This is a genomic window from Streptomyces sp. NPDC086989 (assembly GCF_044745505.1).
Lineage (GTDB): Bacteria > Actinomycetota > Actinomycetes > Streptomycetales > Streptomycetaceae > Streptomyces.
Genome location: NZ_JBIVAL010000009.1, coordinates 129273 through 154534, shown reverse-complemented (window position 1 = coordinate 154534; position 25262 = coordinate 129273). Strand labels below are relative to the sequence as shown.

General features: G+C 73.9%; 29 protein-coding genes and 1 pseudogene. 21 read left to right on the top strand and 9 right to left on the bottom strand.

Features of this window, described 5'->3' with window-relative positions; genetic code table 11:
* Window positions 1-159: 159 nt before the first annotated feature.
* From ACIPK4_RS23100 to ACIPK4_RS23090, 3 genes and pseudogenes are all read right to left on the bottom strand, one after another.
* Window positions 160-2928, bottom strand: coding sequence for a glycosyl hydrolase 2 galactose-binding domain-containing protein (locus ACIPK4_RS23100; protein WP_402315789.1), 2769 nt, complete (start codon window positions 2926-2928; stop codon window positions 160-162).
* Between the two features lie 270 nt (window positions 2929-3198).
* Window positions 3199-3333 (bottom strand): annotated as a pseudogene (locus ACIPK4_RS23095) (DUF3224 domain-containing protein); the annotation flags it as partial.
* An 85-nt stretch (window positions 3334-3418) separates the two neighbouring features.
* A complete protein-coding gene (locus ACIPK4_RS23090; RefSeq protein ID WP_402315452.1) occupies window positions 3419-4198 on the bottom strand; it encodes a class I SAM-dependent methyltransferase in 780 nt (259 codons plus the stop codon).
* Window positions 4199-4436: 238 nt separating this feature from the next.
* On the opposite strand from ACIPK4_RS23090, the gene ACIPK4_RS23085 reads away from it, so the two are divergent.
* The 3 genes from ACIPK4_RS23085 (at window position 4437) to ACIPK4_RS23075 (ending at window position 8533) form a co-directional block, all read left to right on the top strand.
* Window positions 4437-5597, top strand: a complete 1161-nt coding sequence (locus tag ACIPK4_RS23085; RefSeq protein ID WP_402315450.1) for an aminotransferase class V-fold PLP-dependent enzyme — start codon at window positions 4437-4439, stop codon at window positions 5595-5597.
* A gap of 127 nt (window positions 5598-5724) precedes the next feature.
* On the top strand, window positions 5725-6138 hold the full coding sequence (locus tag ACIPK4_RS23080) for an Ig domain-containing protein (RefSeq protein WP_402315449.1): 414 nt from the start codon (window positions 5725-5727) through the stop codon (window positions 6136-6138).
* A gap of 973 nt (window positions 6139-7111) precedes the next feature.
* A complete protein-coding gene (locus ACIPK4_RS23075) occupies window positions 7112-8533 on the top strand; it encodes an NADP-dependent succinic semialdehyde dehydrogenase (RefSeq protein WP_402315447.1) in 1422 nt (473 codons plus the stop codon).
* Window positions 8534-8590: 57 nt separating this feature from the next.
* On the opposite strand, the gene ACIPK4_RS23070 is transcribed toward ACIPK4_RS23075, so the two are convergent.
* Entirely contained in the window at window positions 8591-8944 is a 354-nt protein-coding gene (locus tag ACIPK4_RS23070) for a PRC-barrel domain containing protein (RefSeq protein WP_402315445.1), read from the bottom strand.
* 166 nt (window positions 8945-9110) lie between these two features.
* Between ACIPK4_RS23070 and ACIPK4_RS23065 the strand changes: the two genes are divergently transcribed.
* On the top strand, window positions 9111-9500 hold the full coding sequence (locus ACIPK4_RS23065) for an STAS domain-containing protein (protein ID WP_402315443.1): 390 nt from the start codon (window positions 9111-9113) through the stop codon (window positions 9498-9500).
* A gap of 19 nt (window positions 9501-9519) precedes the next feature.
* The gene (locus ACIPK4_RS23060) at window positions 9520-10002 is read left to right on the top strand and encodes an ATP-binding protein (RefSeq protein WP_402315441.1); all 483 of its coding nucleotides are present in this window, start codon (window positions 9520-9522) and stop codon (window positions 10000-10002) included.
* 167 nt (window positions 10003-10169) lie between these two features.
* On the opposite strand, the gene ACIPK4_RS23055 is transcribed toward ACIPK4_RS23060, so the two are convergent.
* Window positions 10170-10343: a CsbD family protein gene (locus ACIPK4_RS23055; RefSeq protein WP_402315439.1), complete on the bottom strand. Its 174-nt coding sequence runs from the start codon at window positions 10341-10343 to the stop codon at window positions 10170-10172.
* A 177-nt stretch (window positions 10344-10520) separates the two neighbouring features.
* Here ACIPK4_RS23055 and ACIPK4_RS23050 point away from each other — a divergent pair, with 177 nt between their 5' ends.
* The 5 genes from ACIPK4_RS23050 to ACIPK4_RS23030 all read left to right on the top strand — a co-directional run bounded on the left by ACIPK4_RS23050 (window position 10521) and on the right by ACIPK4_RS23030 (window position 14305).
* Window positions 10521-11795, top strand: a complete 1275-nt coding sequence (locus tag ACIPK4_RS23050) for an AI-2E family transporter (protein ID WP_402315437.1) — start codon at window positions 10521-10523, stop codon at window positions 11793-11795.
* A 123-nt stretch (window positions 11796-11918) separates the two neighbouring features.
* On the top strand, window positions 11919-12992 hold the full coding sequence (locus ACIPK4_RS23045) for a hypothetical protein (protein ID WP_402315436.1): 1074 nt from the start codon (window positions 11919-11921) through the stop codon (window positions 12990-12992).
* Window positions 12993-13063: 71 nt separating this feature from the next.
* Window positions 13064-13456, top strand: a complete 393-nt coding sequence (locus ACIPK4_RS23040) for a hypothetical protein (RefSeq protein ID WP_376201900.1) — start codon at window positions 13064-13066, stop codon at window positions 13454-13456.
* A gap of 138 nt (window positions 13457-13594) precedes the next feature.
* On the top strand, window positions 13595-13750 hold the full coding sequence (locus ACIPK4_RS23035) for a DUF6131 family protein (protein WP_376201902.1): 156 nt from the start codon (window positions 13595-13597) through the stop codon (window positions 13748-13750).
* A gap of 156 nt (window positions 13751-13906) precedes the next feature.
* Window positions 13907-14305, top strand: coding sequence for an SH3 domain-containing protein (locus tag ACIPK4_RS23030; protein WP_402315433.1), 399 nt, complete (start codon window positions 13907-13909; stop codon window positions 14303-14305).
* Between the two features lie 21 nt (window positions 14306-14326).
* Here the strand turns inward: ACIPK4_RS23030 and ACIPK4_RS23025 are convergent, their stop codons facing one another.
* Entirely contained in the window at window positions 14327-15532 is a 1206-nt protein-coding gene (locus tag ACIPK4_RS23025; RefSeq protein ID WP_402315431.1) for an aromatic acid exporter family protein, read from the bottom strand.
* Between the two features lie 265 nt (window positions 15533-15797).
* Between ACIPK4_RS23025 and ACIPK4_RS23020 the strand changes: the two genes are divergently transcribed.
* Window positions 15798-16544: a VOC family protein gene (locus ACIPK4_RS23020; protein WP_402315787.1), complete on the top strand. Its 747-nt coding sequence runs from the start codon at window positions 15798-15800 to the stop codon at window positions 16542-16544.
* Between the two features lie 376 nt (window positions 16545-16920).
* Here the strand turns inward: ACIPK4_RS23020 and ACIPK4_RS23015 are convergent, their stop codons facing one another.
* The gene (locus ACIPK4_RS23015; RefSeq protein WP_402315429.1) at window positions 16921-18411 is read right to left on the bottom strand and encodes a cellulose binding domain-containing protein; all 1491 of its coding nucleotides are present in this window, start codon (window positions 18409-18411) and stop codon (window positions 16921-16923) included.
* A 216-nt stretch (window positions 18412-18627) separates the two neighbouring features.
* A complete protein-coding gene (locus tag ACIPK4_RS23010) occupies window positions 18628-19164 on the bottom strand; it encodes a hypothetical protein (RefSeq protein WP_402315428.1) in 537 nt (178 codons plus the stop codon).
* 153 nt (window positions 19165-19317) lie between these two features.
* Here ACIPK4_RS23010 and ACIPK4_RS23005 point away from each other — a divergent pair, with 153 nt between their 5' ends.
* From ACIPK4_RS23005 to ACIPK4_RS22985, 5 genes are all read left to right on the top strand, one after another.
* Complete coding sequence (locus ACIPK4_RS23005) at window positions 19318-19545, top strand: hypothetical protein (protein ID WP_402315426.1); 228 nt, start codon at window positions 19318-19320, stop codon at window positions 19543-19545.
* Window positions 19546-19549: 4 nt separating this feature from the next.
* The gene (locus ACIPK4_RS23000; RefSeq protein WP_402315425.1) at window positions 19550-19819 is read left to right on the top strand and encodes a hypothetical protein; all 270 of its coding nucleotides are present in this window, start codon (window positions 19550-19552) and stop codon (window positions 19817-19819) included.
* 84 nt (window positions 19820-19903) lie between these two features.
* Window positions 19904-20071: a hypothetical protein gene (locus ACIPK4_RS22995; protein WP_402315423.1), complete on the top strand. Its 168-nt coding sequence runs from the start codon at window positions 19904-19906 to the stop codon at window positions 20069-20071.
* A 299-nt stretch (window positions 20072-20370) separates the two neighbouring features.
* The gene (locus ACIPK4_RS22990; protein WP_402315421.1) at window positions 20371-20658 is read left to right on the top strand and encodes a hypothetical protein; all 288 of its coding nucleotides are present in this window, start codon (window positions 20371-20373) and stop codon (window positions 20656-20658) included.
* A gap of 564 nt (window positions 20659-21222) precedes the next feature.
* Window positions 21223-21729, top strand: a complete 507-nt coding sequence (locus ACIPK4_RS22985; protein WP_402315419.1) for a hypothetical protein — start codon at window positions 21223-21225, stop codon at window positions 21727-21729.
* Window positions 21730-21736: 7 nt separating this feature from the next.
* Here the strand turns inward: ACIPK4_RS22985 and ACIPK4_RS22980 are convergent, their stop codons facing one another.
* Entirely contained in the window at window positions 21737-22279 is a 543-nt protein-coding gene (locus ACIPK4_RS22980; RefSeq protein ID WP_402315417.1) for a DoxX family protein, read from the bottom strand.
* A 151-nt stretch (window positions 22280-22430) separates the two neighbouring features.
* Here ACIPK4_RS22980 and ACIPK4_RS22975 point away from each other — a divergent pair, with 151 nt between their 5' ends.
* The 5 genes from ACIPK4_RS22975 (at window position 22431) to ACIPK4_RS22955 (ending at window position 25253) form a co-directional block, all read left to right on the top strand.
* The gene (locus tag ACIPK4_RS22975; protein WP_402315416.1) at window positions 22431-22898 is read left to right on the top strand and encodes a Rieske (2Fe-2S) protein; all 468 of its coding nucleotides are present in this window, start codon (window positions 22431-22433) and stop codon (window positions 22896-22898) included.
* Between the two features lie 216 nt (window positions 22899-23114).
* Window positions 23115-23972 (top strand): hypothetical protein, encoded by an 858-nt coding sequence (locus ACIPK4_RS22970; protein WP_402315412.1) that lies wholly within the window; start codon window positions 23115-23117, stop codon window positions 23970-23972.
* Between the two features lie 119 nt (window positions 23973-24091).
* A complete protein-coding gene (locus ACIPK4_RS22965) occupies window positions 24092-24472 on the top strand; it encodes a VOC family protein (protein WP_054227068.1) in 381 nt (126 codons plus the stop codon).
* 136 nt (window positions 24473-24608) lie between these two features.
* Complete coding sequence (locus ACIPK4_RS22960) at window positions 24609-24875, top strand: PqqD family protein (protein WP_402315410.1); 267 nt, start codon at window positions 24609-24611, stop codon at window positions 24873-24875.
* An 84-nt stretch (window positions 24876-24959) separates the two neighbouring features.
* On the top strand, window positions 24960-25253 hold the full coding sequence (locus ACIPK4_RS22955) for a YciI family protein (protein WP_402315408.1): 294 nt from the start codon (window positions 24960-24962) through the stop codon (window positions 25251-25253).
* The last annotated feature ends 9 nt before the right edge of the window (window positions 25254-25262 follow it).

Genomic DNA, 25262 nt, shown 5'->3' with positions numbered 1-25262 from the left:
TGCGGGCCGTCGTATGAGGTGTGTCGTCACCTTGTCACCTGTCAGTTTGTCGTGCATGGAGCCGCGTTCGGGCACGCGTGCGCATTCCGGAACGGGCTGCCATCCTGCCCCATGGGGTGCGGTCCCCCGGACGGCGGGCCGGTCGAGGGGGTGCCGGGCCTACCGCGGGGCGGGGAGGGTGGTGGCGGGGGTGTTCCACCCGGTGAGTCTGATGTGGGGAGCGGAGCCGTGCAGGTCGGCGGTGCGGTAGGTGGCCGTCAGCGTCGCCGACTCGCCGGGCCACAGACTGATCTGGTTGTCGGACCACCGGACCGGCAGGACCGGGGTGTCCTTGGCATCGACCAGGTGGAGGTCGGTGAGGAGGGCCGGGGTGCTGCCGGTGCCGGTGTTGCGTACGGTGACGGTCGTCGTGGACGTCGCCGGCGACCCGGGGTCGACGGTCGTCGTCGCCGTGGCGGACACGGACGCCTGCGCCATGGACCGCAGCCCGGTGAGGTCGGCGTAGGCCGTGGTCGGCGTGTGCCACCAGTCGCTCTCGTCGTAGTCGAGGACGTCGCGGCGCGTGGAGAGCCAGTACACGTTGCGGCTCACCTCACGGCCGGCGGCGTCGGTCAGGACCAGCCGTGCGAGATGCGTGGTGGACAGCCCGTCGACCGTGGCGGGGAGCGTCAGCGCGACGGCCTTCGCCCCGTCCCCGCCGACACCGAGGCCGGTCACCGTCCGGTCGTACTTCTGCGTCCCGTCGGTGTTGAAGAGGGTGACCCGCGCGGTCAGCCCCGATACCGGCGCCGCACGGCGGTTGACGACGGCCACGGTGCGGTCGTCGTAGGAGTACTGGATGTGCAGCGGCTCGTTCGCCTTCTTCGCACCGAAGTACGCACCGCCCTGGTCGAGGAATCGGTCCACGAGCTGCCAGTGCAGCGAGGTCCAGCCGCTGTTGAACATCCAGTACACGACCCCCGTGGACGGCTTCGAGGCGTCGGTGGCGTTGCGCGCGTACGCCTCGTACTGCGCGCGGACGTTCTCGTACTGGGCGAGCTGCGCCTTCGCCACGTAGTCCGCCAGGCTGACCGGGGCGCCGTACCGGGCCGACAGCGCGTCGTCGTACAGCTCGAGCGTGGCGTACGTGCGCGAGGGGGAGCGGTGGTACTGCGGTGCGGCCGGGTCCTTCCAGAGGGCGGTCAGCTCGGCCGGGGACATCATGCGGCGCAGCGTGTCGAGGGTGGGGACGTCGGGGCCCGCACTGGTCTCGGAGTTGAAGCCGGTGGCCCCGCCCTCCCGTTTGTCGTACCAGTAGCCGGGCGGCACCCAGTCGTACGGGCCGGGCATCCGCATCCCCGAAGCGCCGGTCAGCGGTGCCGACTTGGCGGAGGCCGCGGGGATCACGGGGGTGGGCCAGTCGGCGGCCTTCAGCGCATCGACGTAGCCCTTCTCGATCTCCGCGTCGGGGGCGAAATCACTGCCGATGAGGAAGGAGATGACGCTGGGGTGGTCGCGCAGGCGTGCGGCCTCGGCCGCCATGGAGGCCTTGGCGACGGGGTGATCGGCCTCGGTCCAGCTCTCCCCCGCCTCGGTGCCGTTGACCTCGCCCTCCCATTTGGTGCAGCACTGCCAGCCGGGCAGGGTGAGGATCCCGTAGCGGTCCGCGAGGTCGAAGAACTCGTCCTGTTCCAGATGGCCTTCCAGCCGCAGGGTGTTGAGGCCCAGGTCGCGGGCGTACGCCAGCCGGTCCTCGGTGTAGACGGGGTCCCAGCGCAGCAGCTCGTCGGGGGACCAGCCGGCGCCCCGGATGAGCAGGGGCTTCCCGTTGACGGAGTACTGGCGGGCGCCGTCCTTGTTGAGGGGGGCCTGCACGCTGCGGATGCCGAAGCCGTGGCGGGCCCGGTCGGAGACGGCACCGGCACCGGCATCCGCCCCGGCACCGGCATCCGCCCCGGCACCGGCATCCGCCCCGGCTGCGGTCCCGGCTCCGGGGACCGTGACCGCCAGGTCGAGTGCGTACAGGTGCTGCGGGCCCATTGCGGCCGGCCACCACACGCGGGGTGAGACGAGGTGCAGCTGCGGGGTGTCGGCCGGGGTGAAGACCACCGTCCTCGTCTCGTGCGCGCCCAGGGGAACGTCCCGGCGCAGGGCGATGGAGGTGCCGTCGTCCGAACCGATGGCACCGGAGACCGTGGCGGTGACGGCGTCGGCCGATTCGTTGCGGACCTGTGCCTTGACGGTCAGGTCCGCGGTGGCCAGGGAGGGCAGGGCGAGGCGGGTGAGTACGTGCGCGTCGCGGAGGGCGACGGGGCCGCCGCGCCGGACGAGCACGTCGCGGACGATGCCCATGTTCTCGTCCGGTGGAGGCTGCAGCCAGTCGAGCCAGCCCATGGTGAGGTGCTTGCGGGGGTTGTTGGGACTGATCCGGAAGGCCACGGCGTTGGCACCGGCCCGGACCAGGCCCGTCACGTCGATCTCGTGACGGGTGTAGGCGCCGGCCACCGCGGCCGCGGTGGCGATCTGCTTGCCGTTGACGAACACGTCCGCCGCGGAGACGACCCCGCTGAAGTCCAGGTACGTGCGCGCGGCGGTGTCGGCCACGGTGAACTCGGCGCGGAACCACCACGGCACGCTGAACTCGGCGGCCGGGATGCGCTGCTGGTCGGTGGAGTAGAAGGGGTCGGGATGTCTGCCCTCCGCGACCAGGGCGGCCAGCACGGTGGAGCGTGGCCCGGCCGGGTGCCAGCCGGTCGTCCGGTAGCCGGGGGCGGAGACGACCGCCGCCGCGTCGCCGACCTCGGCGGTCGACCGGATGGCGTACCCCGACAGGGGGGTGGCGCTGCCCGGTGTCCCGGGCACGGCGGTCACCGCCCGTACGTGCGCCGCCCACGGGGAGGGAGCGGCGGCCGGTGCACCCGCGACGAGCGCACCCACCAGGGCGAGCACACCCAGGGCCGCGGTCTTCCACCGGGCGAAGCGGGTGAACCGGCCCGGCCGGGCGACATGGGCCGCCCGGGGGCCGTGGGCATGGCGACGTACACGGACAGGAGAGGGGAACACGGTGGTCTCCGGGGGATGCTGGCCGGGAATCCGCGTCATACGCGCTGGAGGAGCGGCCCTCAACCTAACGGAACCGACGCTCCGGATCGCCGGACGCGCCGCACGCGTCCCGGCCGATTCCCGGCCCGCCGCCGCGCCCGCCCCGACCGGGGCCGCCTACGGGCCGAGTTCGTAGTCGAACCAGATCCGGTGGGTGCCGTCGGCGTCCACCGCCATGCCGCCCGCCCCCGCGATCCCCGCCAGCGCACCCGTGCCACTGGACGGGACGATGGCGAAGAACTCGTTCTGTCTGCCCTCGCGGTACGGGCGCCGGCTCGCATGCCGGCAAGCGTAGGCGCCGCCACCGACAGCGCCCTCCGCCCCGCCCTCAGGCCGCTCAGGCCGCGAGGGCGGAGGTGATCACGAGCGGCGGTGCGGCCCGCTCCGCGGTCCAGGGGTAGCGCCCCACGAGCTCCGGGTCGGCCAGGGCCGACGCCTCGTCCACCGTCGGCCGGCGCTGGCCGACGGCGCGGAACCCGGCGCTTTCGAGGAGCAGCGGCAACCGGTCCACGGGCCAGGCGTGGTTGAGCACCTCCTGCCAGCTGCCGTCGGTGCGCCGCAGCCGCAGCGGCATCTCGTCGCCCGGCCCGTACGAGGCCCCCTCGGTGCCCACGCGCAGTGACGTGTACTCCAGCTCCGTGCATGCGGGGTCGCTGGTCAGCAGCACGAACGGGGCCCCGGGCCGCAACAGCCGGCGGATCTCCGCGAACACCCCGAGCACGGCCTCCTCCGTGGGCAGCGAGGCCAGGACGTGGTTGCACATCACCGCGTCCGCGCACCCGTCGGGCAGGCCGGTCACCCGGCCGTCCCTGACCAGGTGGAACTCCGCCACCATCGGCGCAGTGCTGCGGGCCATCGCCAGCATCTCCGCCGACGTGTCCACCCCCAGCACCCGCGCGCCCAGCACCCGCGCCGCCCGGTCGGCCACCCGCCCCGGCCCGCAGCCGTAGTCCACGAGCACCTCGTCCTGGCCGATCCGGCCGGACAGCGCCTCGAACACGAACGGATAGCCCAGCAGCCAGTCCGTGGCCGCCTCCACCGCCGCGAACGCCTCTGCCCCGGCGGACCCGGACCAGGCGCCGCCCTCTTCGCTGTGTTCCTCTGACCCGTTGCTCACAGCTCCCCACTATCGGCCCGGCGGACCGGGGGCGGGGGCAGCGGCGCGCCCGTCGTGCACGCCCGCGCCCGCCGCACCCCGGGCCCCCGAGCGGCGGGTCGGCCAACCGGGGCGTGTGCGGCCGCCCCCCGGGGCGGCTGACGTTTGCGGCCCGGGACGCCGGGCAGTGTGGTGGCTCCGGCCGCAGCCCGGCCCCGCGTCGGCCCTGTGGCGCCGCGCACCATCCGAAGGGCACGCCATGACCTCGCCTGTCGGCCGCGAGCCGCTCCCGAACGCCCGTGAGCTGTTCGACATTCCCGACGGCATCGCCTACTTCAACACCGCCAGCCTGGCACCGACCCTGCGCACCGGCCTCGCCGCCGGCGAGGCCGCGCTGCACAAGCGCGCGCAGCCCTGGCGGATCTCGGGCCCCGACTGGTTCGGCGGGGCCGAGGAGCGCCGCACCAGGTTCGCGGAGCTCATCGGGGCCACCGCCGACGACATCGCCCTCGTACCGGCGACCAGCTACGGGTTCGCGGTGGCCGCCGCCAACCTCGGCGCGCGGACGGGCAGCCGGGTCCTGGTCCTGGCCGGCGAGTACCCGTCCGGGATCTACACCTGGTGGCGGTTCGCCGAGCGGACGGGGGCCTCGATCCTCACGGTCGGGCGCGAGCCGGGCCAGACGTGGACCGAGGCCGTCCTGGACGCGCTCGACGACTCCGTGGCCGTGGTCTCGGTACCCCGGGTCCACTGGACCGACGGCGCCCTGCTCGATCTGGACCGGATCGCCGAGGCCACCCGGGCGGCGGGCGCCGCGCTGGTCGTCGACGCCAGCCAGTCCGCCGGGGCGATCCCCATCGACATGGCCACCCTGCGGCCCGACTTCCTGGTCAGCGTGGGCTACAAGTGGCTGCTCGGCCCCTTCGGGCTCGGCTACCTGTACGTGGCTCCGGACCATCAGGAGGGGCGGCCGCTGGAGGAGAACTGGATCCTGCGCGAGGACGCCGAGGACTTCGCCCGGCTCGTCGACTACCGCACCGCCTACCAGCCCGGAGCGCGCCGCTTCGACGCGGGCGCGCGCACGGCCTTCGAGCTGACCCCCATGGCGCTCGCCGCCCTGGAACAGCTGTCGGCCTGGACCGTCCCGCGGATCGCCGTCACCCTGGCCGCGACCACCGCCCGCATCGCGTCGGCGGCCCGGGAGAGGGGACTGCCCGTCCCCGCGCCGCGGGGCCCGCACATGCTCGGCGTCACGGTCCCCGACGGGCTCCAGCAGCGCGTGGTGGCCGCACTGGAGGAGGCGAACGTGTTCGTCGGGGCCCGCGGCTCGGCCATCCGCATCAGCCCCCACCTCCACACCACCGGCGCCGACATCGAACAACTGCTGACCGCACTGGACAACGCCCTGAACCGGCCGTGACCCGCCGCGAACCAGCCGACTTCACCGTGTTCTGGAAGAAACGCACACCCTTGCGTAGGATTCCGACGTCCCATCGCTCCTTCGCACCTTGAACACAGCTGTCCACCAAGCGAGTTCGGAGGTCACGTTGAGATCGAACCAGAGCGTCGCACGTCGATCGGCGGTCCTGGCCGTGGGCCTGGCGGCCCTCCTGGCCATGCCCGTCGGCTCCGCGGCCGCAGTCGCCGCGCAGCCCGCGCCGTCGTCGGTCGCGGTCGTGGCCGCGGCACCGGTGGTGGCCAGCCCCGGCACCCAGGAGAACTACCAGTACGACGGCGTCCGGCTGCAGATGTCCGCCACCGGCGGCACGGCCCCGTACGCCTGGTCGGCGGCCAACCTCCCGGTCGGCCTGACGATCAACCCCTCGACCGGGCTGATCTCCGGGCTGCTGCGCGGCAGCGGCACCCGCACCGTCACGGTCACCGCCCGGGACGCGGCGGGCGCCACGGGCTCCACCGCCTTCGTCTGGCGCGTCATCCGCGACGCCTGCCCCCGCTGCTGACCCGTCGTCGGGCCGGTCCGCGCAGGCCCCGGCCCGGCCCGGCCCCGGGGCGGCCGTCGCCGCCCGGAGGCTTAGGCTGCGGCCATGTCGAACCGTTCCGAGCTGCCCCGTTCCACCGAAGACCGGCTGTCGGTCATCGACGCCCTCGCCGTCCGTCCGTACCCGGTGGACGGCGAGCGGCGGACGGAGGACGGCGGCTGGAGCGGGCCCGGCCACCACGTGGCCGTGCTCGCGGAATCCCGCGACTTCTGGGACGACCGCGACGAGGAGCTCGTCGAAGCGGCCGAGCAGGAGACGGCGGCGGCCCTCGCCGCTCTGGCCGAGGTCCTGACCGGGCGCTGGGGCGCGCCGGAGACCGTGGACCTGTGGCCGTACCTCGGGCTCGACGCACCGGACGCCGACGTCGCCGCGCCCGAGCCGCTGCTCTTCCTGAGCGGGGTGGCCGGCAGCATGCAGGTGTGGCGGCCGGGCGGGTCGGGCCGGTGGATCGCTCTCGCCGTCGGCCAGGCCGATGCGGAGTGGCCGTTCCAGCTGCTCGCCGCGTTCGGTGAGGAGGCCGCGCTGCCTCCGGGGGACGCCCCGGTAGCCGCGACGGCGCACGCCCCGACCGCCAACCACCGGCGCGGGCGGGGCGTCCCCGGCGGCTACCTCGGTGAATTCCGCGACGACCGGCTCGTCTCCGCCGAGGGTGCGCGGAACCGGGCCTGCTGCTACGCCCGGCACCGGACGTCCCCCGCCGTCGCGGGTGCCAACCCGCCCCGGGCGGCGGGGCGGTGCGGCCTCGCACTGCTCACCCTGGGTGCGCCGGTCGCCGCCGGCGGGCGCGGTCCGGGCGCGCAGGCCACCTCCGACCGGCGCTTCGGCGATCGGGTGAATCCGCTTCCCGGGCTGACACGCCACGGCAGGGCGCCGGGGGGACGGGGCGGGGCCGGTACGGTCCGGTGCGGACGCATCGAGGACGAGGAGCCCGGACGTGCCCATCGCAACCGTCAACCCCGCGAACGGCGAGACGCTCAAGACCTTCGAGGAGATGGGTGCCGACGAGGTCGAGCGGCGCCTGGCGGCCGCCGAAGCGGCCTTCCGCAGCTACCGGACGACCGGCTTCGCCGAGCGCGCCCGCCTCCTCGAAGGCGCGGCCGACCTGCTGGACCAGGAGCGGGACGACATCGCCCGCACGATGACCGTCGAGATGGGCAAGCCGCTCGCGGCGGCGCGGGCGGAGGCGGCGAAATGCGCCAAGGCCATGCGCTGGTACGCACGCAACGCCGAGGGGCTGCTGGCCGACGAGCACCCCCCGCAGGCCGACGTGGCGGATGCCGGAGCCTCCCGGGCCCGGGTCCACTACCGGCCCCTCGGTGTGGTCCTCGCCGTGATGCCGTGGAACTTCCCGCTCTGGCAGGTGGTCCGCTTCGCCGCGCCCGCCCTGATGGCGGGCAACGCCGGGCTGCTCAAGCACGCCTCGAACGTGCCGCAGACCGCCCTCTACCTGGGCGACCTCTTCCGCCGCGCCGGCTTCCCCGACGGGTTGTTCCAGACCCTGCTGGTCTCCTCCCGAGCCGTCGAGGGCATTCTCCGCGACCCCCGGGTCGCGGCGGCGACGCTCACCGGGAGCGAGCCGGCCGGCCGGGCCGTCGCCTCGGTCGCCGGTGACGAGGTGAAGAAGACCGTCCTGGAACTGGGCGGCAGCGACCCGTTCGTGGTGATGCCGTCGGCCGACGTCGACCGGGCGGTGGAGGTCGCCGTCACCGCCCGGGTGCAGAACAACGGGCAGTCCTGCATCGCCGCCAAGCGGTTCCTCGTGCACGCCGACGTCCACGACGAGTTCACCCGCGGCTTCACCGCCCGGATGGCCGCACTGACCGTCGGTGACCCGCTGTCGGAGTCCACGGACGTCGGCCCGCTCGCCACCGAGCAGGGGCGCGCCGACGTCGAGTCGCTCGTCGAGGACGCGGTGCGCCGGGGGGCGACGGCCGGGTGCGGCGGGCAGCGCCCGAAGAACCTGCCGGGCGCCCTCGCGAACGGCTGGTTCTACGAACCGACCGTACTCACCGGGATCACCGCCGAGATGCGCATCCACCACGAGGAGGCCTTCGGCCCGGTGGCCACCGTGTACCGGGTGCGGGACCTGGACGAGGCGGTGGAGGTCGCCAACGACACCCCCTTCGGGCTGAGTTCGAACGTCTGGACCCGCGATCCGGAGGAACAGGACCGCTTCGTGCGGGACATCGAGGCCGGGGGCGTCTTCTTCAACGGCATGACCGCGTCCCACCCGGCACTGCCCTTCGGCGGCGTGAAGCGCTCGGGGTACGGGCGCGAGCTGTCGGGGCACGGCATCCGCGAGTTCTGCAACGCGACGACGGTGTGGCACGCGGCCGAGCCCGCCGACGGCTCGTAGGCGCTGCCCAGGGGCGCACGGGGCGAAACGGGGCGGGCCGCAGGCCCGGCGGCAGGGTCAGGCCCGGTGGGTCATGCCGCCGTAGTAGCCGTCCAGGACGCGCTGGTAGTCCGGGTCCCCCAGGTGCCTGTCCCGGTCGAACTCGGGGGCGGCCTTGATCTGGTCCTTGGTGAGGCCGATGTGGATCTTGTGCTCGGCCATGTCGACGCGACGGACGGTGCCCGCCGGCAGCAGCACGTGCCTGCCGAAGATCCACGGGCCGGTGTCGACCACCAGGTAGGACGAGCCGACCTCGTCTGAGTGCTTGTCGACCTTCCCGATGCCGCCGTCCAGCGCCTCGACCTTGAAATCCGTCAGGTCGGTGCCGGCAAGGCGTCCCGAGGTCTCGCGGTAGATCCACAGATTGGTCATGACGACCCACTCCTCCGTCCTGTGCGACCGGTGTCGCCACGCGCCTGCCCAGCAGTGCCCGGCCCACACGCCGGGCCGGCGCCTCAGCGGGGGCGGCGGAGGGCACCGGCGCGGCGTATCCTCGCTGGAAGGCCTGATGTGCGCCGGAACGGAACCGGAGTACCGCATGGCAGCGGAAGTGGACATGAACGCGGAGGGCGGCCGTGACCGGCGTTTTTCGGCTGCGGTCCGCTGGACCGGACGGACGGCGGTCGTCGTCGTGGCGGGGGAGCTGGACCGCGACGACCCGGACCCGCTGAACGAGGCGATGGAGCAGGCGCTGGCGCACGGCGCCGAGCGGATCGTCGTCGACTGCGACCGCCTGACGTTCTGCGATTCGACCGGCCTCAACATCCTGTTGAAGACGCGGCTGGACGCGCGGGAGACCGGCGCCGAGCTGGAGCTGGCCGCACTGCGGCCCGCGGTGGCCCGCATGCTCGACATCACCGGCGCGCTGGCACTGTTCCGCGTCCACGCACGACTGCCGGACGAGCTGGCCGTCCCGGGCCGGCAGTGAGGGCCTGGCGGAGCCGCAGATGAACGAAGCGACGGGGTCAGGGGGCCGGACGAGACGGCTCGGCCTGTACGGTGCCGCCCCCGCGGTGGGGCGCTGCCGCGACTTCTGCCGCAGCGCGCTCGAGGAATGGGGCTGGCCCGGTCCGGGGGACGTCACCGGGCTCACGGACGAGGAGCGGGACGCCGCGGTCGAGGACGTCCTGCTGCTGGTGTCCGAGGCGGTGACCAACGCCGCCATGCACGCGGGGGGCGTCACCGAGTTCGTCCTGCGGCTCGGCCCCGCCGACCCGCAGGCGCCGGCGGGGCGTGCCGGGGACCTGCGCGTCGAGGTCAGCGACGCGAGCCCCGTACTGCCGCAGATGCGGCCGCGGACCGCCCTGGGACTGCCCGGGGGGCACGGCCTGATGGTCATGAACCGGCTCGCCCGGAGCTGGGGGGTGACGCCGCGGGAGGGCGGCAAATCCGTCTGGTTCGAAGTGGCGGCGCCGATTCCGGCCCGGTGAGCCCGCCCCCTGGACGGGGGCCGAGGACGAATCCCCCTGACGCGGCCGAACGAATCCCCTGAGACGGCCACGGGCGCAGCGGCCCGGAGGCCCGGAGGCGTACGACGGCCGGCCTCCCGGCACCGTGAGGGTGCCTGGGAGGCCGGAAGCCGGAAGCAGCGGGGGCGTCAGTCCTTCAGGGTGTCCTTGATCTTCTCCTTCGCCTGACGGGCGTCTCCCTTCGCCTGCTCGGCGCGGCCCTCGGCGGTCATCTGCTCGTTGCCGACCGCCCGGCCCGTGGATTCCTTCAGCTTGCCCTTGGCCTGTTCCGCCTTGGCCTTGGCCTTCTGTTCACCAGACATGGTTTCTCCACTCTGAGGGGAACTCGGACGTACCTGCGTCTGACCCGGATCGGTCCACCCAAACGTCCGGAGCCCCTCTTTTGCGCACCTGTTCCGTACGGGCCGGTCCCCGGTGCGGATGCCGGAGTGCGCGGCATGCAGCAGTCTGGACGCCACCGGGCGACGGGAGGACGGCGCATGCCTGGCAACCGCGAGTGGCGTGAGCGCATGAGGGCTGCGCGGGCCGCCTTCGACGAGCGCCGGGCGCGGGCCGTGGCCCGCCGGGACGCTGCGTACGGGCCGTACGAGGCGGACGCGGACGACGAGACGGCCACGCGGGCGCAGTGGCCGCCGGACCGGCAGGCACCGGATCCGGCGGGCGCGGTCCCCTGGGGCGTCCGTGTCGCCGCCGAGGCGGGCTGGCGGTTCCTGGTGCTCGCCGCCGCGCTGTGGGTGCTGATGCAGGTGATCAGCGCGGTCCGGCTGGTCTTCCTGGCCTTCGCGGTGGCGCTGCTGGTCACCGCCCTGCTCCAGCCGACGGTGGCCCGTCTGCACCGGCGCGGGCTGTCCCGCGGACTGGCCACCGCGGTGACGGCGATCGCCGGGTTCCTCGTCCTCGGCCTGGCCGGATGGTTCGTCGTCTGGCAGGTCATGGACAACCTCGGCGATATCACCAGCCGCGTCCAGGACGGTGTCGACCAGCTCAGACGCTGGCTGGTCCACAGTCCGCTCCATGTGACGGAACAGCAGATCAACGACATCACCAGGAAACTCGGCGACTCGCTCGGCACCAGCGCCGACGAGTTCACCTCCAAGGGGCTCAAGGGGGTGACCGTCCTGGTGGAGCTCGTCACCGGGCTGCTGCTGGCGATCTTCTCCACGCTCTTCCTGCTGTACGACGGCCGGCGCATCTGGCGGTGGTCGCTCCACCTCGTGCCGGCCGCGGCCCGCCCGGCGGTGGCCGGAGCCGGGCCGCGCGCGTGGCGCACCCTCACCGCCTACGTGCGCGGCACGATGCTCATCGCCCTGATCGACGCCGTCTTCATCGGGCTCGGCATCTCTCTCCTCGGTGTACCGCTCGCCGTGCCCATCAGTGTGGTGATCTTCGTGTGTGCGTTCGTCCCGCTGGTCGGCGCCGTGGTGTCGGGGGCGCTCGCGGTGGTCGTCGCCCTGGTCACCGAGGGGGTGTTCACCGCTCTGATGGCCCTGCTGGTGGTGCTCGCGGTACAGCAGATCGAGGGCCACGTGCTGCAGCCGTTCATCCTCGGACGGGCCGTGCGGGTGCATCCGCTGGCGGTCGTCCTCGCCGTCGCGACCGGCGGCACCGTCGCGGGGATCGGCGGAGCGGTCGTCGCCGTGCCGCTCGTCGCGGTGGCCAACACGGTCATCGGCCACCTCCGCGCCCACGCCGCGAGCCGTGGGGCGCCGCCGCCGGGCGGTTCCGCGCAGATGCAGGACGATCAGCACCCGTAAGGGGGAGAAGGCCGCTGTCGGCCGGAGCGTACGGGCCGGGTCCGCCGCGGGAGTGCGAAGTTGCCCGGGGTGGCCGCGTCGCACGCCACCGCGTCCCGTCCCCGCGTACACGAGGAGCAGGCCATGGTCATCCGATCCGCGGCCTGTCCGGCCCCGCCCGGCGGTGTCGGGCGCAGGTCACTGCTCCTGGGCGCGGCCGCCTGGTGCACCGCCGCGGCCGCAGGCTGCTCGCCGGGGCCAGGCGCCTCGGCCGCCTCGCCCGCCTCCCGCACCACCCCGCCCGCCGCCGGAACCCGGGCGCCCGCCGGGGTCGCCGCGTCCCCCTCCGCGCCGGCGCCCGCGCCCTCGGGGAGGCTGCCGGCCGCCGCTCCCTGGCGGCCGGGACCCGGCGAGATCGAGCCCGCGGCCAAACTCGCCGCCGTACGGCTCGTCGAGGCGCTCGGAACCTGGCCGTCCGGCCGGGGCGGGCCCGGCAGCGCGGCGGCGCGGGCCGCGGCGCTGGGCATCGCCGCACCCCTGGCCGCCCGGCTGGCCGCCCAGGCGGGGCCGCTGACGCCTGCGGCGGACCAGGCCGTCCTGCGAGTGATCGACGCCCAGTACGGCGGCCTCCTCCCGGACGCGGCGAGCGTCCTGGTCCCGTACACCCAGTCCACCCGGTCCGGCTCCGCAGTCCACGAGGGCGGAACCACCGTCGACGTCCGTCTCGCACGCACCCGTGCGGGCTGGGCCGTCACCGCCCTGCACCCCGGTCGCCCCGGGCCGCCCGCGGCGGCGCTCGGAGCCTCGGCGCGGGCGGTGCTCGCCCGGCCGCGGATCGAGCTGCCGCCCGCCGCGGCCGCGGACGTCCGTAGCGGCGCCGTGCACGAGAGCGTGCTGCGGGCGATGCTGCGGCTCGCCGACACCTACCGGATGTCGGTCAGCGTGGTCCGCTCGGGCCACCCGACGAACGTGTTCGGCACCGGCCGGCCGAGCGACCACCCGCCCGGCCGGGCCTTCGACGTCTGGCGCGTCGACGGCCGTCCCGTCGTCGACCCCGCGACGCCGCGGAGCCTGATCACCGCGTTCATGCGCGCGGCCGCCGCCGCGGGCTCGTACAACGTGGGAGGCCCCGTACGGCTTTCGGGTGGTATCGGGCCGAACCAGTTCTTCTCCGATGCCACGCACCACGACCACGTACACGTCGGTTTCGCCGGCTGACCCCGTCCCCGCGTCGGCGCGCGGGTGAACACGCCTGTGTTCGGGGGCGGATGCTTGTAGCATTCCTGCCCATGTCGAAGCCTGACGACCTGCTCGTCGCCATCGCCGCCGCGGTGGAATCGCAGCAGACCAATCAGATGTCATTGACCGTCCTGGTGCAGGGCGCCGTCATCACCGGCCGCCTCGCTCCCGAGAGCGCGTGGCGCCGGCGGGTGGCGGAAGTCCTGGCGGATTCGGACCGGCTCGGTCCGTTCGCGAGCCTCTTCATGAACCCCGAAACCGAGGCCGAAGGGGTGGGCGCCACCCGGCGCCGCACCCCGGAGCCCCCCTCCTACCTGCACTTCCACGTCGCCCGCATCCTCCAGGGCACCGTGGGCATCCCGGAGACCGGCGGGATGTACCGGATCGCGATCAAGGACGTCAGCGCCTGGACGATGGGTGACTTCAGTTACTCGGAACCCTGACGGCCCGCTCGACGGGCCCGTCCGCGCCGCCACCCCGCCTGTCCGAAATGTGCGCTTCCGCCAGGCATGAAATCCGGTGGGGATGGTACACGCAGGGTGTCCTGGTGCACTCCGCTACCGGGGCACTGGGAGGTTGTCGTGATTGTTCTCGGAGTGATCCTGCTGATCCTGGGGTTCGTCTTCGGAATCTCGATCCTGTGGACGATCGGCCTGATCCTGGTCGTCATAGGCCTAATTCTCTGGGTCCTGGGCGCCGTCGGGCACTCGGTGGGAGGTCGCAAGCACTATTACTGACGTCGGCACCCCCACCCGGCGGCGGCCGGCGCTGCGCCATATGGGCGAGGCGGCGGCACGCCGCCGAACCGGGCGCTGTCTCCCGGGGCAAGGTCGAACGCGGGCCGGCCGAGACCGGCTGGCCCGGACGTGCACCTTGGGAACGGGAGACAGCGCATGAGACAGCGGAACAAACGGACCGTGATCGCGATGGCGACGGTGGGCCTCGCCCTGGGACTGCTGCTCCCGGGCGGGCCCGCCGCCGCGCAAGCGCACGCGCGTGGGGCTCACCCGGCACCGAACGGGGCCACGTCCGCCGACTCCGCCGACGGGCACGCCGCCGACCGGCACGTGAGGGGCGTCGTGGTCAGCGGAGCGCCCCTCCACGTGCGGGCCAGGGCCACGACCACGGCGAGGGTGCTCAGCACGCTGGACCCTTTCGAGGAGGTCGAGCTGTCCTGCCAGGCCAAGGGCGGCCGGGTGGAGGGCAACAACATCTGGTACCGGCTGCACGGCGAACCCGGCTGGGTCTCGGCCCGCTTCGTCCACAACTACACGCCCGTCCAGTGGTGCTGACGACAGCGCGCCGCGCCGTCCTCAGCGGTCCGCGGTCTGGCGGTCCTGCCACGGCCGCCTGAGGAGCGGGCGCCCCGTGCGCCGCGCACGCGCACTCCGGTCGAGTTCCTCGACCAGGCGCTCGGAGCGCTTCTCCACCCCCAGTTCGTCGAGCACCCGGTCGACCTCCGCGAGCAGGGCCCCGTACAGCTGCCACGTCTCCGGCCTGGACCGCGCCTCCTCCAGCAGCAGGCGCGCCGCCCGTTCGCGGCTGGTCCTCGCCGCCGAGAGCTCCTGCCCCAGCCGGACCTCCGCCTCCTCGGCGCTCGTGCTGATCTGCGCGGTGATGAGTACGGCGAAGTTCTCGACGGCGATCGCCATGTGCGCGAACAGCTCCCGCAGCGCATCGGCGAGGGGGTCGGAGAACAAGGGCCCGTCCGCACGCGTCTTGGCCAGGTCGGTCAGCGTGCGGCAGCAGACCCGCAGGACCACGGCGCAGATCTCCAGCGTGTCGAGTCCCGTACGGAGCACCAGCCGGAAGAGGAGACCCTCCTTCACCCGGGGGTTGAGGCGCAGGCTGTCCTCGGCCTGGCGCAGCGCCGAGTCCACGTGGGCGATGTCGTTGTCCAGCCGCCGTGCCTCGTGCAGCCGGGCCGCCGCCTTCTCCACGGGGGTGTGTTCCGCCAGCTCGTCACCGAGGTGGAGCAGCAGCTCGCGCATGCGCCCGGCGAGTGAGGTGATCGCCTCGCTCGCCGGAGCCACCCACACGGGCGGTGCGAGGAAGACGTTGAACAGGAGCCCCACCACCGCCCCGATCAGGGTTTCCAGCACCCGGTCCCAGGCGACGACCGCCACCTGCGTCACCCCGAGCACGAGCATCGCGCTGATCGCGACCTCGGGCACGAATTCGTCGACCCGCACCAGATGGCCCACGACGAGCGAGGTCAGGATGACCAGTCCCAGGGACCACCAGGTGAGGCCGACGAGAGCGCTGAACCCGATGGCGACGAGAACACCGGCCACGACGGAGTTCACCCGCCGGATGCCGGTGGTGAGGGTGGTGTAGAGGGTGACCTGGACGACGAGCAGCGCCGTCAGGGGCGCCGTCAGCGGAGCCGGCTCATTGCTGAGCCAGAGTGCGACGACGTAGGACACGACGGCCGCCGCCGTCGAGCGGACGGCCTGTACGACGACAGGGTCCCGGCGGCGGCGGGCGAGGGAGCGTACGGTGACGATCACTTCCGGCATACGTGCCAGCCTTCCCGGACTCGGCGGCACCACGCGTCACACTGATCACTTCCCCACCACCGTACGCGCCGGAATTCGTTGCGGCCGGGCGTGTGCTCCGTACGGCGTACGTCGCCCGTACGCCGCCTTCCGTGCGAGCGGCCCGGCCTCGGAGCCGGTCGTACGGCCCGGGGCTAAGGTGGGCCCGGGGGGAGGTCGAGGGAGGTCGGAGCCGGTGTCGACGTCAAGCCACGAGGTGTTCGGGGCGCCCTGCTGGGTCAGTCTGATGGCCCGCGATCTCGATGCCGCCCAGCAGTTTTACGGCGCCGTGCTCGGCTGGGGGTTCCGCCCCACCCGTCTCGGGGAGGGCTTCTCCGTCGCGATGCGGGACGGCGCTCCCGTCGCCGGCATCGGCGGGCTGGCCCGGCGGCTGGGCATTCCGGTGGCGTGGACCCCGTACTTCGCCGTCGACGACGCGGACGTCACCGCCGCCCGGGTGCGCGAGCGCGGGGCCACCATGGCCGTGGGACCCCTCGCGTTCGGAACCGGCCGGGCCGCGCTCGCCGCCGACCCCGACGGCGCGGTCTTCGGGTTCTGGCAGGGCGAGGTGATCCCGGACTGGACGGCCCATCCCGGGGGCGCGGCCGCATGGCTCGAACTGCGCACCCGCGACGCGTTCGCGTCGGCCGTGTTCTACGGCGAGGTGCTCGACTGGGCCTGCGAGCGCTCCGGATGCTGCGACGTCTCGTACGAGCACGGCCACGTCGTCGTCCGCCGCGGCCGTGACACCGTCGCCCTGATCAGCGGCGGAGCCGTCGAAGAGGCTCCGGACCCGCAGGTCCGGCCCCGCTGGCACGTCCACTTCGACGTACCGGACCTGGAAGCCGCCGTGGAAACAGCCACCCGGCTCGGCGGCCGCACCGTCTCGCCCGTCCAGACCTCGGCCACGAGTCGCCGGATCACCCTGAGCGACCCGGACGGCGCCCTCTTCACCCTGGTCACCCCCCAGGACGGACTCGCCCCGGCCCGATGACCCGGCCCGGCGGCCTCGGCCCGATGACCCGGCCCGGTGGCCCCGGCCCGGGCCCAGGCCGCAGTCGGCGGCGGCCTTCCGACGGCCCGCCGTCCGCCGTTTCCTCGCCGGCGGACGGGCCTGTGGGCTGGTCACCCCGGGCACCCCGGGCGTGCCGGCCGAGGCCTTCGCGGACGGGCGGCAGCGGTTCGCGTACCTCGTGGACGTGGCCTGCGGCGCCTGCGACGGGCCGACGTCCGGCCGGTCCTCACCGGCTCCGACCCGCTGACCGCGCTCCCCGCCGGCCGAACCCTGCCCCGCGGCCTGGACCGTCGGCGTGCGAGCCCCCTCGCGAGGCTCCGGCGGGCGGCCCGAGGGCGCCCGCCGGAGGAATCGGTCAGCCGCGTGCGGCGAAGGCCTTCGTGAAGGCCAGGGGCTCCTGCACGACGGACGAGCACGTCGCGTCGGCGGAGTTCTTCGCACCGCCCGGGCACTGCTTGTCACGGGCGCCCGACCACATCGCGAGCCAGCCGAGCCCCTTCGACCGGGCGAAGCCCACGAGCTGCGTGGCGTCGTCCACCGTGAAGACCTCGCTGGAGACGTCGTTGACGCCGATCATCGGCGTCACGGCCACCGTCTTCCAGGCCGCCGCGTCGCTCAGGCCCAGTACGCCCTTGATCTGCGCCTGCGTCGCGGTGGCCGCCTGGATGGCGTACCCGCCCATGTCGCCGCTGTACGCCGGGCCGTAGTCCATCGCCATGATGTTGACGGCGGACACCGCCACGCCGTTCTGCCTGGCGTTGGCGAGCAGGTCGACGCCAGGCTGCGTGAGCCCCTCGGGCATCACGGGCAGCGTGAAGGACACGTCGAGCTTGGGATGTGCCTTCTGCAGCTGCGCGATGGCCTGCGCGCGCCGGGTGTTCGCCGCGGTGTCGGGCAGGGCCGCGCCCTCGATGTCGAAGTCCACCTTGGTCAGTCCGTACGTGTCCACCACCTTGCCGTACGCGGCGGCGAGACTCGCGGACGAGGTGCAGGCCAGCCCCAGCTCGGAGCCGGACGCCCCGCCGAACGAGACGCGGACGTCCCCTCCCTTGGCCCGCAGGGCGGCGATCTGCGAGGCGACCCTGTCGTCGCCGAGGGCCGTGACGCCGCCCCAGAGCGGGGTGCAGCCGCCACCGGAGGTGATGAAGGCGAGGTTGAACTCCTTCACGCCGGTCCTGGCCGCGGTGTCCAGCAGGTCGAAGGCGGGGTAGAGCGAGGTGTCCACGTACGGCGCGAACCCGGCCGGGGCCGTGCCGCCGCCCGGCGGGACGGTGGGGGTGGGCTTCGGCGTGGCCGTCACGGTGGGCTCGGTGGAGGCCGTGGGCGAAGCCGTCGGCCGGGCGGTGGGCGAAGCGGAAGCCGTCGGTGCGGTGGTGGGCCGACCGCTCGGGCTGGGCGTCGGCCCGGTGGCGGGGGAGCACTTCTCCTTGTTGATGAGGCACCCCGTCGGACCGCCCGCGTTCCCGCTCGCCTGCGTCACGAACCCGATGGTGACCGAGCTGCCGGCCGTGAGCCCGGCCGTGTCCCACCGGGCGGGCCTGACCGTCACGTGCTGCCCGTTGACGGTGTGTTCGCCGTTCCAGAGGGAGGCGAGGGACGTGCCGGCCGGCAGGTCGAACTCCAGCGTCCAGTCCTTGAGCGTCCCGCCGCCGCGGTTGGTGATGACGTACTGCCCGGTGTAGCCGGTGGTCCAGCTGCTCGCCCGGGTGAACACCGCGCCGACCGAGGCCGCTTGTGCGGTACCGGTCAGCACCAGGGCGGTGCCCCCGACGGCCGCCGCGACGGCCAGTGCCGCGGCCGCCTTCGTCCGGGCGCTCGTCGTACGGCGATGGGAATTGCCAGCCATGAGGACCTGCCTCTGTGTGGGGATGAGGTTCGAGCAGCACGCTAGCGACCGGAAAACGGACAAACGTGCGGTTCGGTCCCGGTCCCCGCGTTCTTGAGGCGGGCTTAAGGAACGGATCGGGAAGGGTTAATTCCGCGGGTGGGCGGCGGGCGGCGGGCCGGGCCGGGCTCCCGCCCCGGCCCGCCCCCGGCGCGCACGGCGCGGCGCGCCGGAACGTTACTGCTGCTTCTTTGCGAGGTCCTCCTGGAAGGCCTTCGCGCACGTCGCACTGGTCTCGGTGGCGATGAACGAGACGACCAGCAGGGCACCCGCCTTGCCCTGGTGGCTCGCCTTCAGCGTCCAGCCGCCCTTGTCCAGGGACTTGACGACCGCTGCCGGCTGGTCGATGGCCCGGATCTCCTTCCAGCCGTCCTTGGTCAGGGTCGCGACCGTGGCGTCGTAGGACTTGCGGGAGTCGGAGACCTTCTTGGCGTCCGCGGTCCAGGAGACCATGCAGGACTTCAGGTTCGCCGGTACGTCGTTCCCGGGCTGCTCGGTGAAGCCGGCCGACGTCGCGGCGGCCTCGATCTGCCGCCTCACCGCGGCGGCGTCCACGGTGCCGGCGCCGGGCGCGCCCGACGCGGCCGCCGGAGCCGGGGAACCGGCCGTCGGCGCCTGCCCGCCGTTGCCCTCGTCGGAACCGCCCTCGCTGGCGCACCCCGCGGCCAACAGCACCACACCGGCAGCCGCGGCCGCCCACGTCACCTTGCGCACTACGTTTCCAATTCATCGTGCACGGGGGCCTGATGACCCCGCGATCAAGAAAACAGTCTGTCACGCAGCGTGCGCGAGGCCCGGATCGCGCCCCGACGGAGGGCACGCGGCGATACCGTGGGGGCATTCGACGACACCCTCCTGGAGCCTGTCATGAATGAGGAAGGGGCCGGCGCTCCGCGCCGGTTGCTGGAACCGTCGGCGGTCGACGCGGTGCGTGCGTACGCGGCACAGACCCGGGCCAAGGCGGACCGCATGGCCGCGGTCCTGGAGGACATCGCGGCCAACGGCCTGCCGGCCGTGGAGGACTGCACCCCGTGGGAGGCACTGCGCGAGCAGGCCCTGGCCCGGCTGTCCGCCCACCGGGGGAAAGCCGCCTGACCGGATGCCCCGCAACGACCGCCGGCGCGCCCGGATCGCCTTCAGCGACCCGGCGGCCGGGCAACTGGAGGAGATCACCTCCGAAGCGGCCCTGCACGCCCTCGACCGTGCGCTGGTCGCCCTCAGCGTCGACCCCGAACTGGGCGATCCGCTGCCCTCCGCCGTGGACCGGGTGCCGCTGCGCGAGTACACCGATCCGGTCGAGCAGGTCAGGCTCCTGTATTTCGTGACGGCGCTGCACACCGTGGTCGTCGTGGCCTACATAGAGGCCTGACCCGGGCCGCGGACGGAGGCGGCCCTCTGCGGGACACCCGACAGGACGGCCGCCCGCCGCCCCTGCCGTAGGGTCCAGATCAAGGTGAACGGATTCAGTGATGCGTTTCTGCTGGAGGCCGAGCGGCACGCCGCGTGGGGGGCCGCACAGCTCGAGGCCCTGACCGCGTTCCTGCCGGACGACCCGCAGGTGCCGCGCGCCGGCATCGACCCCGTCACGCTGCCGCGCACCCTCGTCACGGGCGCGGCCTGATCGGCCGGTCGGCCCGCCGCGCCGTCACCGGGTACTTCGAACACCACGGCTCACCCGTACGCGAGGACGCGGACCGCATCACCGCCGACCTTCCCGGCGGAACCCCCGCCGAGATCGACTTCGACGCCGCCGGCCGCATCTCGGGCGTACGCCTGACCGCCTGCTGACCGTGCGCCGGGCCTCCCGGCCCCGTCGGCGGGGCGGGACGGGTGACGATCCGGTCTCGGATCCCGTGATCACCGTTGCCTCCACCACGGGCGGTCCGTTTGGCGGTCATGGAAGCTTCTACGCGTCCAGTCGTGTCCCCGGACGTTTCTTTCGCAGAGCTGGGCGGCGCGTACTGGATCGACTCCGATTCGTCCCCCCACGGCACGGAGGAGTGCGGCCAGTGCGCCCTCCTCCGTAAGGCCGCGAGCACCCCGAGCACGACGGCGGGCGGCGGGATCACGGCCTTACGGGCCGACCCGGCAGCCGACACCGCCGGATGCCGCGGCATCGGCTGGATGCTGACGACAGGGCGGCCGTTACTGGTGACCTGCGCGGCGATCACCGTCACCGCGGCGCTCGTCACCGTGGCGCTGGGCTGAGCCCACCTCGCCCCCGCCGTCGCGCCCCCGTCGCCGCTGCCGGGGCCGACACGCCCGTACGGCAGGGCCCGCCCCATCGGCGTCAGCGCATGGCGGTCGCCGGTGCGTTCCGCTCCGTCGTCAGCAGGCCGGCGGAGCGCAGGACGGTTGCGTGGTGGCTCGCCGTGGCGGGCGACGTCCCGGTGCGGCGGGCCGGTTCGGCGGTGCCCGCCGGGCTCGCCGCGGCGTGCAGGGCAGGGCGCGGGTGTCGCCCCGCAGCGCGGCGAGCGCGCCGTCGGGCCCGGTCGGAGCGGCCGCGGCCCAGACGGCCCGGTAGGCGGCGAGGTCCCGGGCGACGGGGTGGCGCAGCCGGACTGTGCCTGGAGGACGCGGGCATGCCGTCCGGCAGCCGGCGGGAGATCCGCCACAGGCCCTGCAACGGCGGTCCGGGCAGCTCTGGCAGCGCCGCTGGAGCGCGGGTGCGGCCGTACGCGTCACGCGTGCGGCCGCGCCGCGGCCGGCGCCGACGGCCCGTCAGGCCTGCGGGTCTTTCCGGGAGTCGGCCCGTGCGCGTAGCGTGGTCACATGACCACGACACCGGCTGAAGCGGGCGGGCCGAACGTGCCGCCACTCCTTCCCGTCCCGCAGCCGCGTGGGACCGCCGACCGGGACGGACGGGCCCGCCCGAGGATGGAGATCCGCAACCGGCAGACGGCCGGCCTGACGTTCCGCGCCGACCCGTGGGCCGCGAAGAAGGCCGGAGCCCGGGCGACCGCCACGGTCCGGGCCTGGGGATACCCGCACCTGGACGAGCCGGATCTGGAATCCGCCGTCCGGCGCCTCGTCCAGGCGGCGGTCGCCGACGGCGGCAAGCGCATCAGCGTGCACCTCGCCGACCAGGACCAGCGGATCCTCGCGGTGGTCCTGAGCCATGTCGCCGGTGCCGCGGCGCAGGACGCCACCGTCCTGACCGACGTCGCGGCCCTGCGCACGGTCGTCGGCTGCGGCACCGACGTCGCACCCGACGGCCGCCGGGTATGGGCCCTGCTCGACGCCGCACCCCGTGCACCCCGCGGCGCGGCGACCGGATGACGGAGACTCAGGAGGAGCTCGCGGGCGCCCGGTTGCGGCCCGACCGCGCCCGCGATGCCCGCGAGGCGCGCGGCCGCCGGCGCCGTCGGCGGTGCAGCAGCGCATCGAGGGACAGGGCCGGGGCGCCCGCCAGGATCAACGGCATCCAGGCCACCAGGTAGACCAGGTCGTTCCCGTAGTAGTACGGGGTGGTCTGCCAGCTGATGGTCAGCCACAGGCTCAGCGAGATCAGGGCGCCGCCCAGGGCCGCGACCCGGGTCAGCAGCCCGGCCAGGGCCCCCAGGCCGACGGCCAGTTCGCCGACCGCCATGGCGATGCCGACGGCCACGGGGTTCTGCGAGGCGAACTCGATGAGCCCCGGCAGGGCGGCCGAGTCCCGTACGGCCTCCATCTGCTGTGCGATCGAACCGTCGCCCGTGGCGGACAGGAACGCCGTGTCGGTCAGCTTGTCCAGACCGGCGTACACGAAGGTGATGCCGAGGAAGAGGCGCAGCGGCAGGAGCGCGTACTCGGCCGCTCGGTCGCGCAGGCCGGAAGGTGTCGTAGTCACGCCCGGTACACGCGGGAACCCGCGCCGCGGTTCGGCCGGATTTCGCTGGAGGACGCGTTGAACCGCCTTGTGCCCGTGCGCGTGTTCCTGCTGAGGCCGGAGTGGCAAGGGATGCTCCGGTCCGCTTCCGGTACGAGAAGGAGATACGGCCATGGGCGACACCACGCGTCGGCGCACGGTTCTCGCGGCGGGCGCCGCCACGCTGGCAGGCACCGTCCTGAGCGGCTGCGGCAACGAGGGCGGCGACGGCTACGGCGCGGCGGCGGACAACGCACCGGCCGCGCCCCCGGCGGACACCGCGGGAGGCGCTGCCGCCGGTGGCGGTGGCGGTGGGAAGACGCTCGCGCAGACGTCGGAGATACCGGTCGGCGGCGGCAAGGTGTTCAAGGACCAGAAGGTGGTGGTCACCCAGCCGACGGCGGGCCAGTTCAAGGCCTTCTCGGCGACCTGCACGCACCAAGGCTGCTCGGTGGCGACGGTGACGGAGGGGAACATCGTCTGCCCTTGCCACCAGAGCCTCTTCAAGATTTCGGACGGCACGGTCGCCGGAGGACCGGCCAAGAGCCCGCTGGCGGCGGCGAAGATCGCGGTGGAGGGGAACAAGATCACCCTCGCCTGAGACGGGTCGGCCGGAGCCGCCGGGTGGGTCGTCCACGGCAGGGGCCGGCCGAGGAGGACCCCGGCGGCGCCGACCTGCCTCAAGGGCGGCGTCGACCCGCTTGACCGGCGGCGCCGACCTGCCTGACCGGCGGCGTCGACCCGCCTGCCCGCCCGGCGGCCCGGCGTGCGCGCGCCTTCGGGGCGCAGATCCGTCGCGGAGGGCATGGTGGGTGCCGTGGACGTTGACGTGGAGGCGGTTGCCGACGAGCTGTACGGGCTGGCCCCCGGCCGGTTCACCGAGGCCCGGGACGCGCACGCGGCTCGGGCACGGAAGGCCGGTCAGGCTCAGGCGGCGAAGGCCATCACCGGGCTGCGGCGCCCGACCAGGGCCGCGTACGCCTCGAACCTGCTGGTCCGGCGCCGCCCGCAGGAGGTGGCCGCTTTCCTCGAGCTCGGCGAAGCGCTGCGCCGGGCGCAGCACTCGCTGGACGGCACCCGGTTGCAGGCGCTGTCCCACCAGCGGCACGCGGTGGTCGCCGCACTGGCCCGCACCGCCCGGCAGCTCGCCGAGGAGGAGGGCCAGGCCGTCGGCGACAGCGCCGTGCACGAGGTGGAGCAGACCCTCCACGCCGCCCTGGCCGATCCGGACTCCGCCGAGCGGTGGTCGGGCGGACGCCTGTCCACGGCGTTGGAACCGCCGGTCGGATTCACCGGCCTCCCCGCCGCGGCCCCCGCACGTCCGCAGGCCCCCGTCGACGACGCGGAGCGCCCGGTGGCGAAGCCGGAGCCGTCCCGCGCGGAGCGCCGGCGCCGCGCCCGGTCGGCCGAGGAGACCCGCTCGGAGGCCGAGGCACGCGAGGCGGAGCTGCGCGCGGCCGAGCGGGAGCAGCGCGACCACGACCGGACGCTGGCCGAAGCCGACGCGCGCGTCACCGAACTGGAGCGGCGGCTGCGCGAGGCCAGGGCCGTCCGGGACGATGCGCGGCGCGCCCTCGCCGAGGCCGCGGAACGGGCCCGGGACGCGGCCCGTGAGGCCGCCGCCGCGCGCAGGAAGGCCGATGATGCGGCCGCGGACCTGCCGGCGGAGCCCTGAGCAGGCCCTGAGCAGGCCCTGAGCAGCCGCCCGCCGCCGGGCGATGCCGCGCGATCGGGGGGACACTGGGCCCAGGGGGTCGATGCCGGACGGACCGCGGCGAACGGAGGACGGCCACCATGCTGGGAGACAGCAAGGGATTCAGCGGCTACTCGGTGGACGACATCGAGGGCGCCAAGGGCTTCTACGGCGAGACGCTCGGCCTGCGGGTGTCCGAGGACAACGGTCTGCTGACCCTGCACCTCGCAGGGGACACCGAGGTGATGCTCTACCCGAAGGACAACCACGAGCCCGCGACCTTCACGGTGTTGAACTTCCCCGTGGACGACATCGACCGGGCCGTCGACGAACTGACCGGGCGCGGCGTCACGTTCGAACGGTACGAGGAGTTCGAACAGGACGCGAAGGGCATCGTCCGGGAGGCGCCCGGCCCCGCGATCGCCTGGTTCAAGGACCCGGCCGGCAACATCATTTCCGTCCTTCAGCCGAACGGGATGTAGTCACCCGCCGGGCAGCCCGCCGGATGTGGGTGGGTGGGGTGGCAGCAGCCCGCACGGGGGGCTGGCCCCATGGTCGCGTTCTGCTCCAGCCGCAATGCTTGAAGCACTTGAGGCGGAGTGGAACGAGGAGGACGGTATGAGGATCGTGGCAGCCGAAGGCGTGACCGGCACGGCTCTGGCGGACGGCCGGGTGAAGGTGCGGACGGCAGAGCGCGGCGAGTTCCGCTGCAGCCCCGTGGGATCCGCGATGTGGGTGGCGCTGCGGGTCAACGACGGGCTCCTGGAGCGTGCCGCGTCCTCCCTCGCCGACGCCTGGCAGACCGACGAGGCCAAGGTCCGTACGGCCATGGCCGCCTGGGCCGACCGGCTGGTGGCCGCCGGCCTGCTCACCACCGCGGCGTGAGCAGCGGGCTCCCGGCGGCGCCGCGGGTCCCGCACCCGTGAAAGGGGATCGCGGCGGGCCTCGGCGATCCAGTACCGTCCGGGCATGTTCATTGTCAACGTCACCTACACGGCCCCCCTCGACGAGGTCGAAGCGTGGAGGCCGGCCCACGGGGACTGGCTCAAGCAGCAGATCGCGCAGCGCCGGCTCCTGGTGGCCGGGCGTCAGGTGCCCTTCGTCGGCGGCGTCTACCTCGCCCCCCGGATGCCCGCCGGGGAACTCGACCGCCTGCTCGCCACCGATCCGTACGTCGTCCACGGCGTCGCGGGCCACGCGGTGGTCGAGTTCACCCCGCATCTGGTCGCGGAGGGGCTGGAGGTCCTCGCCCCCGAGCGGTGAGTGCGCCAC

Coding starts and splice junctions, on each gene's coding strand:
- ACIPK4_RS23000 (WP_402315425.1), top strand. CDS start 19,550: ATGCCCCGCAACGACCGCCGGCGCGCCCGGATCGCCTTCAGCGACCCG.
- ACIPK4_RS22965 (WP_054227068.1), top strand. CDS start 24,092: ATGCTGGGAGACAGCAAGGGATTCAGCGGCTACTCGGTGGACGACATC.
- ACIPK4_RS23015 (WP_402315429.1), bottom strand. CDS start 18,411: ATGGCTGGCAATTCCCATCGCCGTACGACGAGCGCCCGGACGAAGGCG.
- ACIPK4_RS23005 (WP_402315426.1), top strand. CDS start 19,318: ATGAATGAGGAAGGGGCCGGCGCTCCGCGCCGGTTGCTGGAACCGTCG.
- ACIPK4_RS22985 (WP_402315419.1), top strand. CDS start 21,223: ATGACCACGACACCGGCTGAAGCGGGCGGGCCGAACGTGCCGCCACTC.
- ACIPK4_RS23045 (WP_402315436.1), top strand. CDS start 11,919: ATGGTCATCCGATCCGCGGCCTGTCCGGCCCCGCCCGGCGGTGTCGGG.
- ACIPK4_RS23060 (WP_402315441.1), top strand. CDS start 9,520: ATGAACGAAGCGACGGGGTCAGGGGGCCGGACGAGACGGCTCGGCCTG.
- ACIPK4_RS23085 (WP_402315450.1), top strand. CDS start 4,437: ATGACCTCGCCTGTCGGCCGCGAGCCGCTCCCGAACGCCCGTGAGCTG.
- ACIPK4_RS23065 (WP_402315443.1), top strand. CDS start 9,111: ATGGCAGCGGAAGTGGACATGAACGCGGAGGGCGGCCGTGACCGGCGT.
- ACIPK4_RS23025 (WP_402315431.1), bottom strand. CDS start 15,532: ATGCCGGAAGTGATCGTCACCGTACGCTCCCTCGCCCGCCGCCGCCGG.
- ACIPK4_RS22955 (WP_402315408.1), top strand. CDS start 24,960: ATGTTCATTGTCAACGTCACCTACACGGCCCCCCTCGACGAGGTCGAA.
- ACIPK4_RS23055 (WP_402315439.1), bottom strand. CDS start 10,343: ATGTCTGGTGAACAGAAGGCCAAGGCCAAGGCGGAACAGGCCAAGGGC.
- ACIPK4_RS23020 (WP_402315787.1), top strand. CDS start 15,798: ATGGCCCGCGATCTCGATGCCGCCCAGCAGTTTTACGGCGCCGTGCTC.
- ACIPK4_RS23050 (WP_402315437.1), top strand. CDS start 10,521: ATGCCTGGCAACCGCGAGTGGCGTGAGCGCATGAGGGCTGCGCGGGCC.
- ACIPK4_RS22975 (WP_402315416.1), top strand. CDS start 22,431: ATGGGCGACACCACGCGTCGGCGCACGGTTCTCGCGGCGGGCGCCGCC.
- ACIPK4_RS23040 (WP_376201900.1), top strand. CDS start 13,064: ATGTCGAAGCCTGACGACCTGCTCGTCGCCATCGCCGCCGCGGTGGAA.
- ACIPK4_RS23070 (WP_402315445.1), bottom strand. CDS start 8,944: ATGACCAATCTGTGGATCTACCGCGAGACCTCGGGACGCCTTGCCGGC.
- ACIPK4_RS22960 (WP_402315410.1), top strand. CDS start 24,609: ATGAGGATCGTGGCAGCCGAAGGCGTGACCGGCACGGCTCTGGCGGAC.
- ACIPK4_RS23030 (WP_402315433.1), top strand. CDS start 13,907: ATGAGACAGCGGAACAAACGGACCGTGATCGCGATGGCGACGGTGGGC.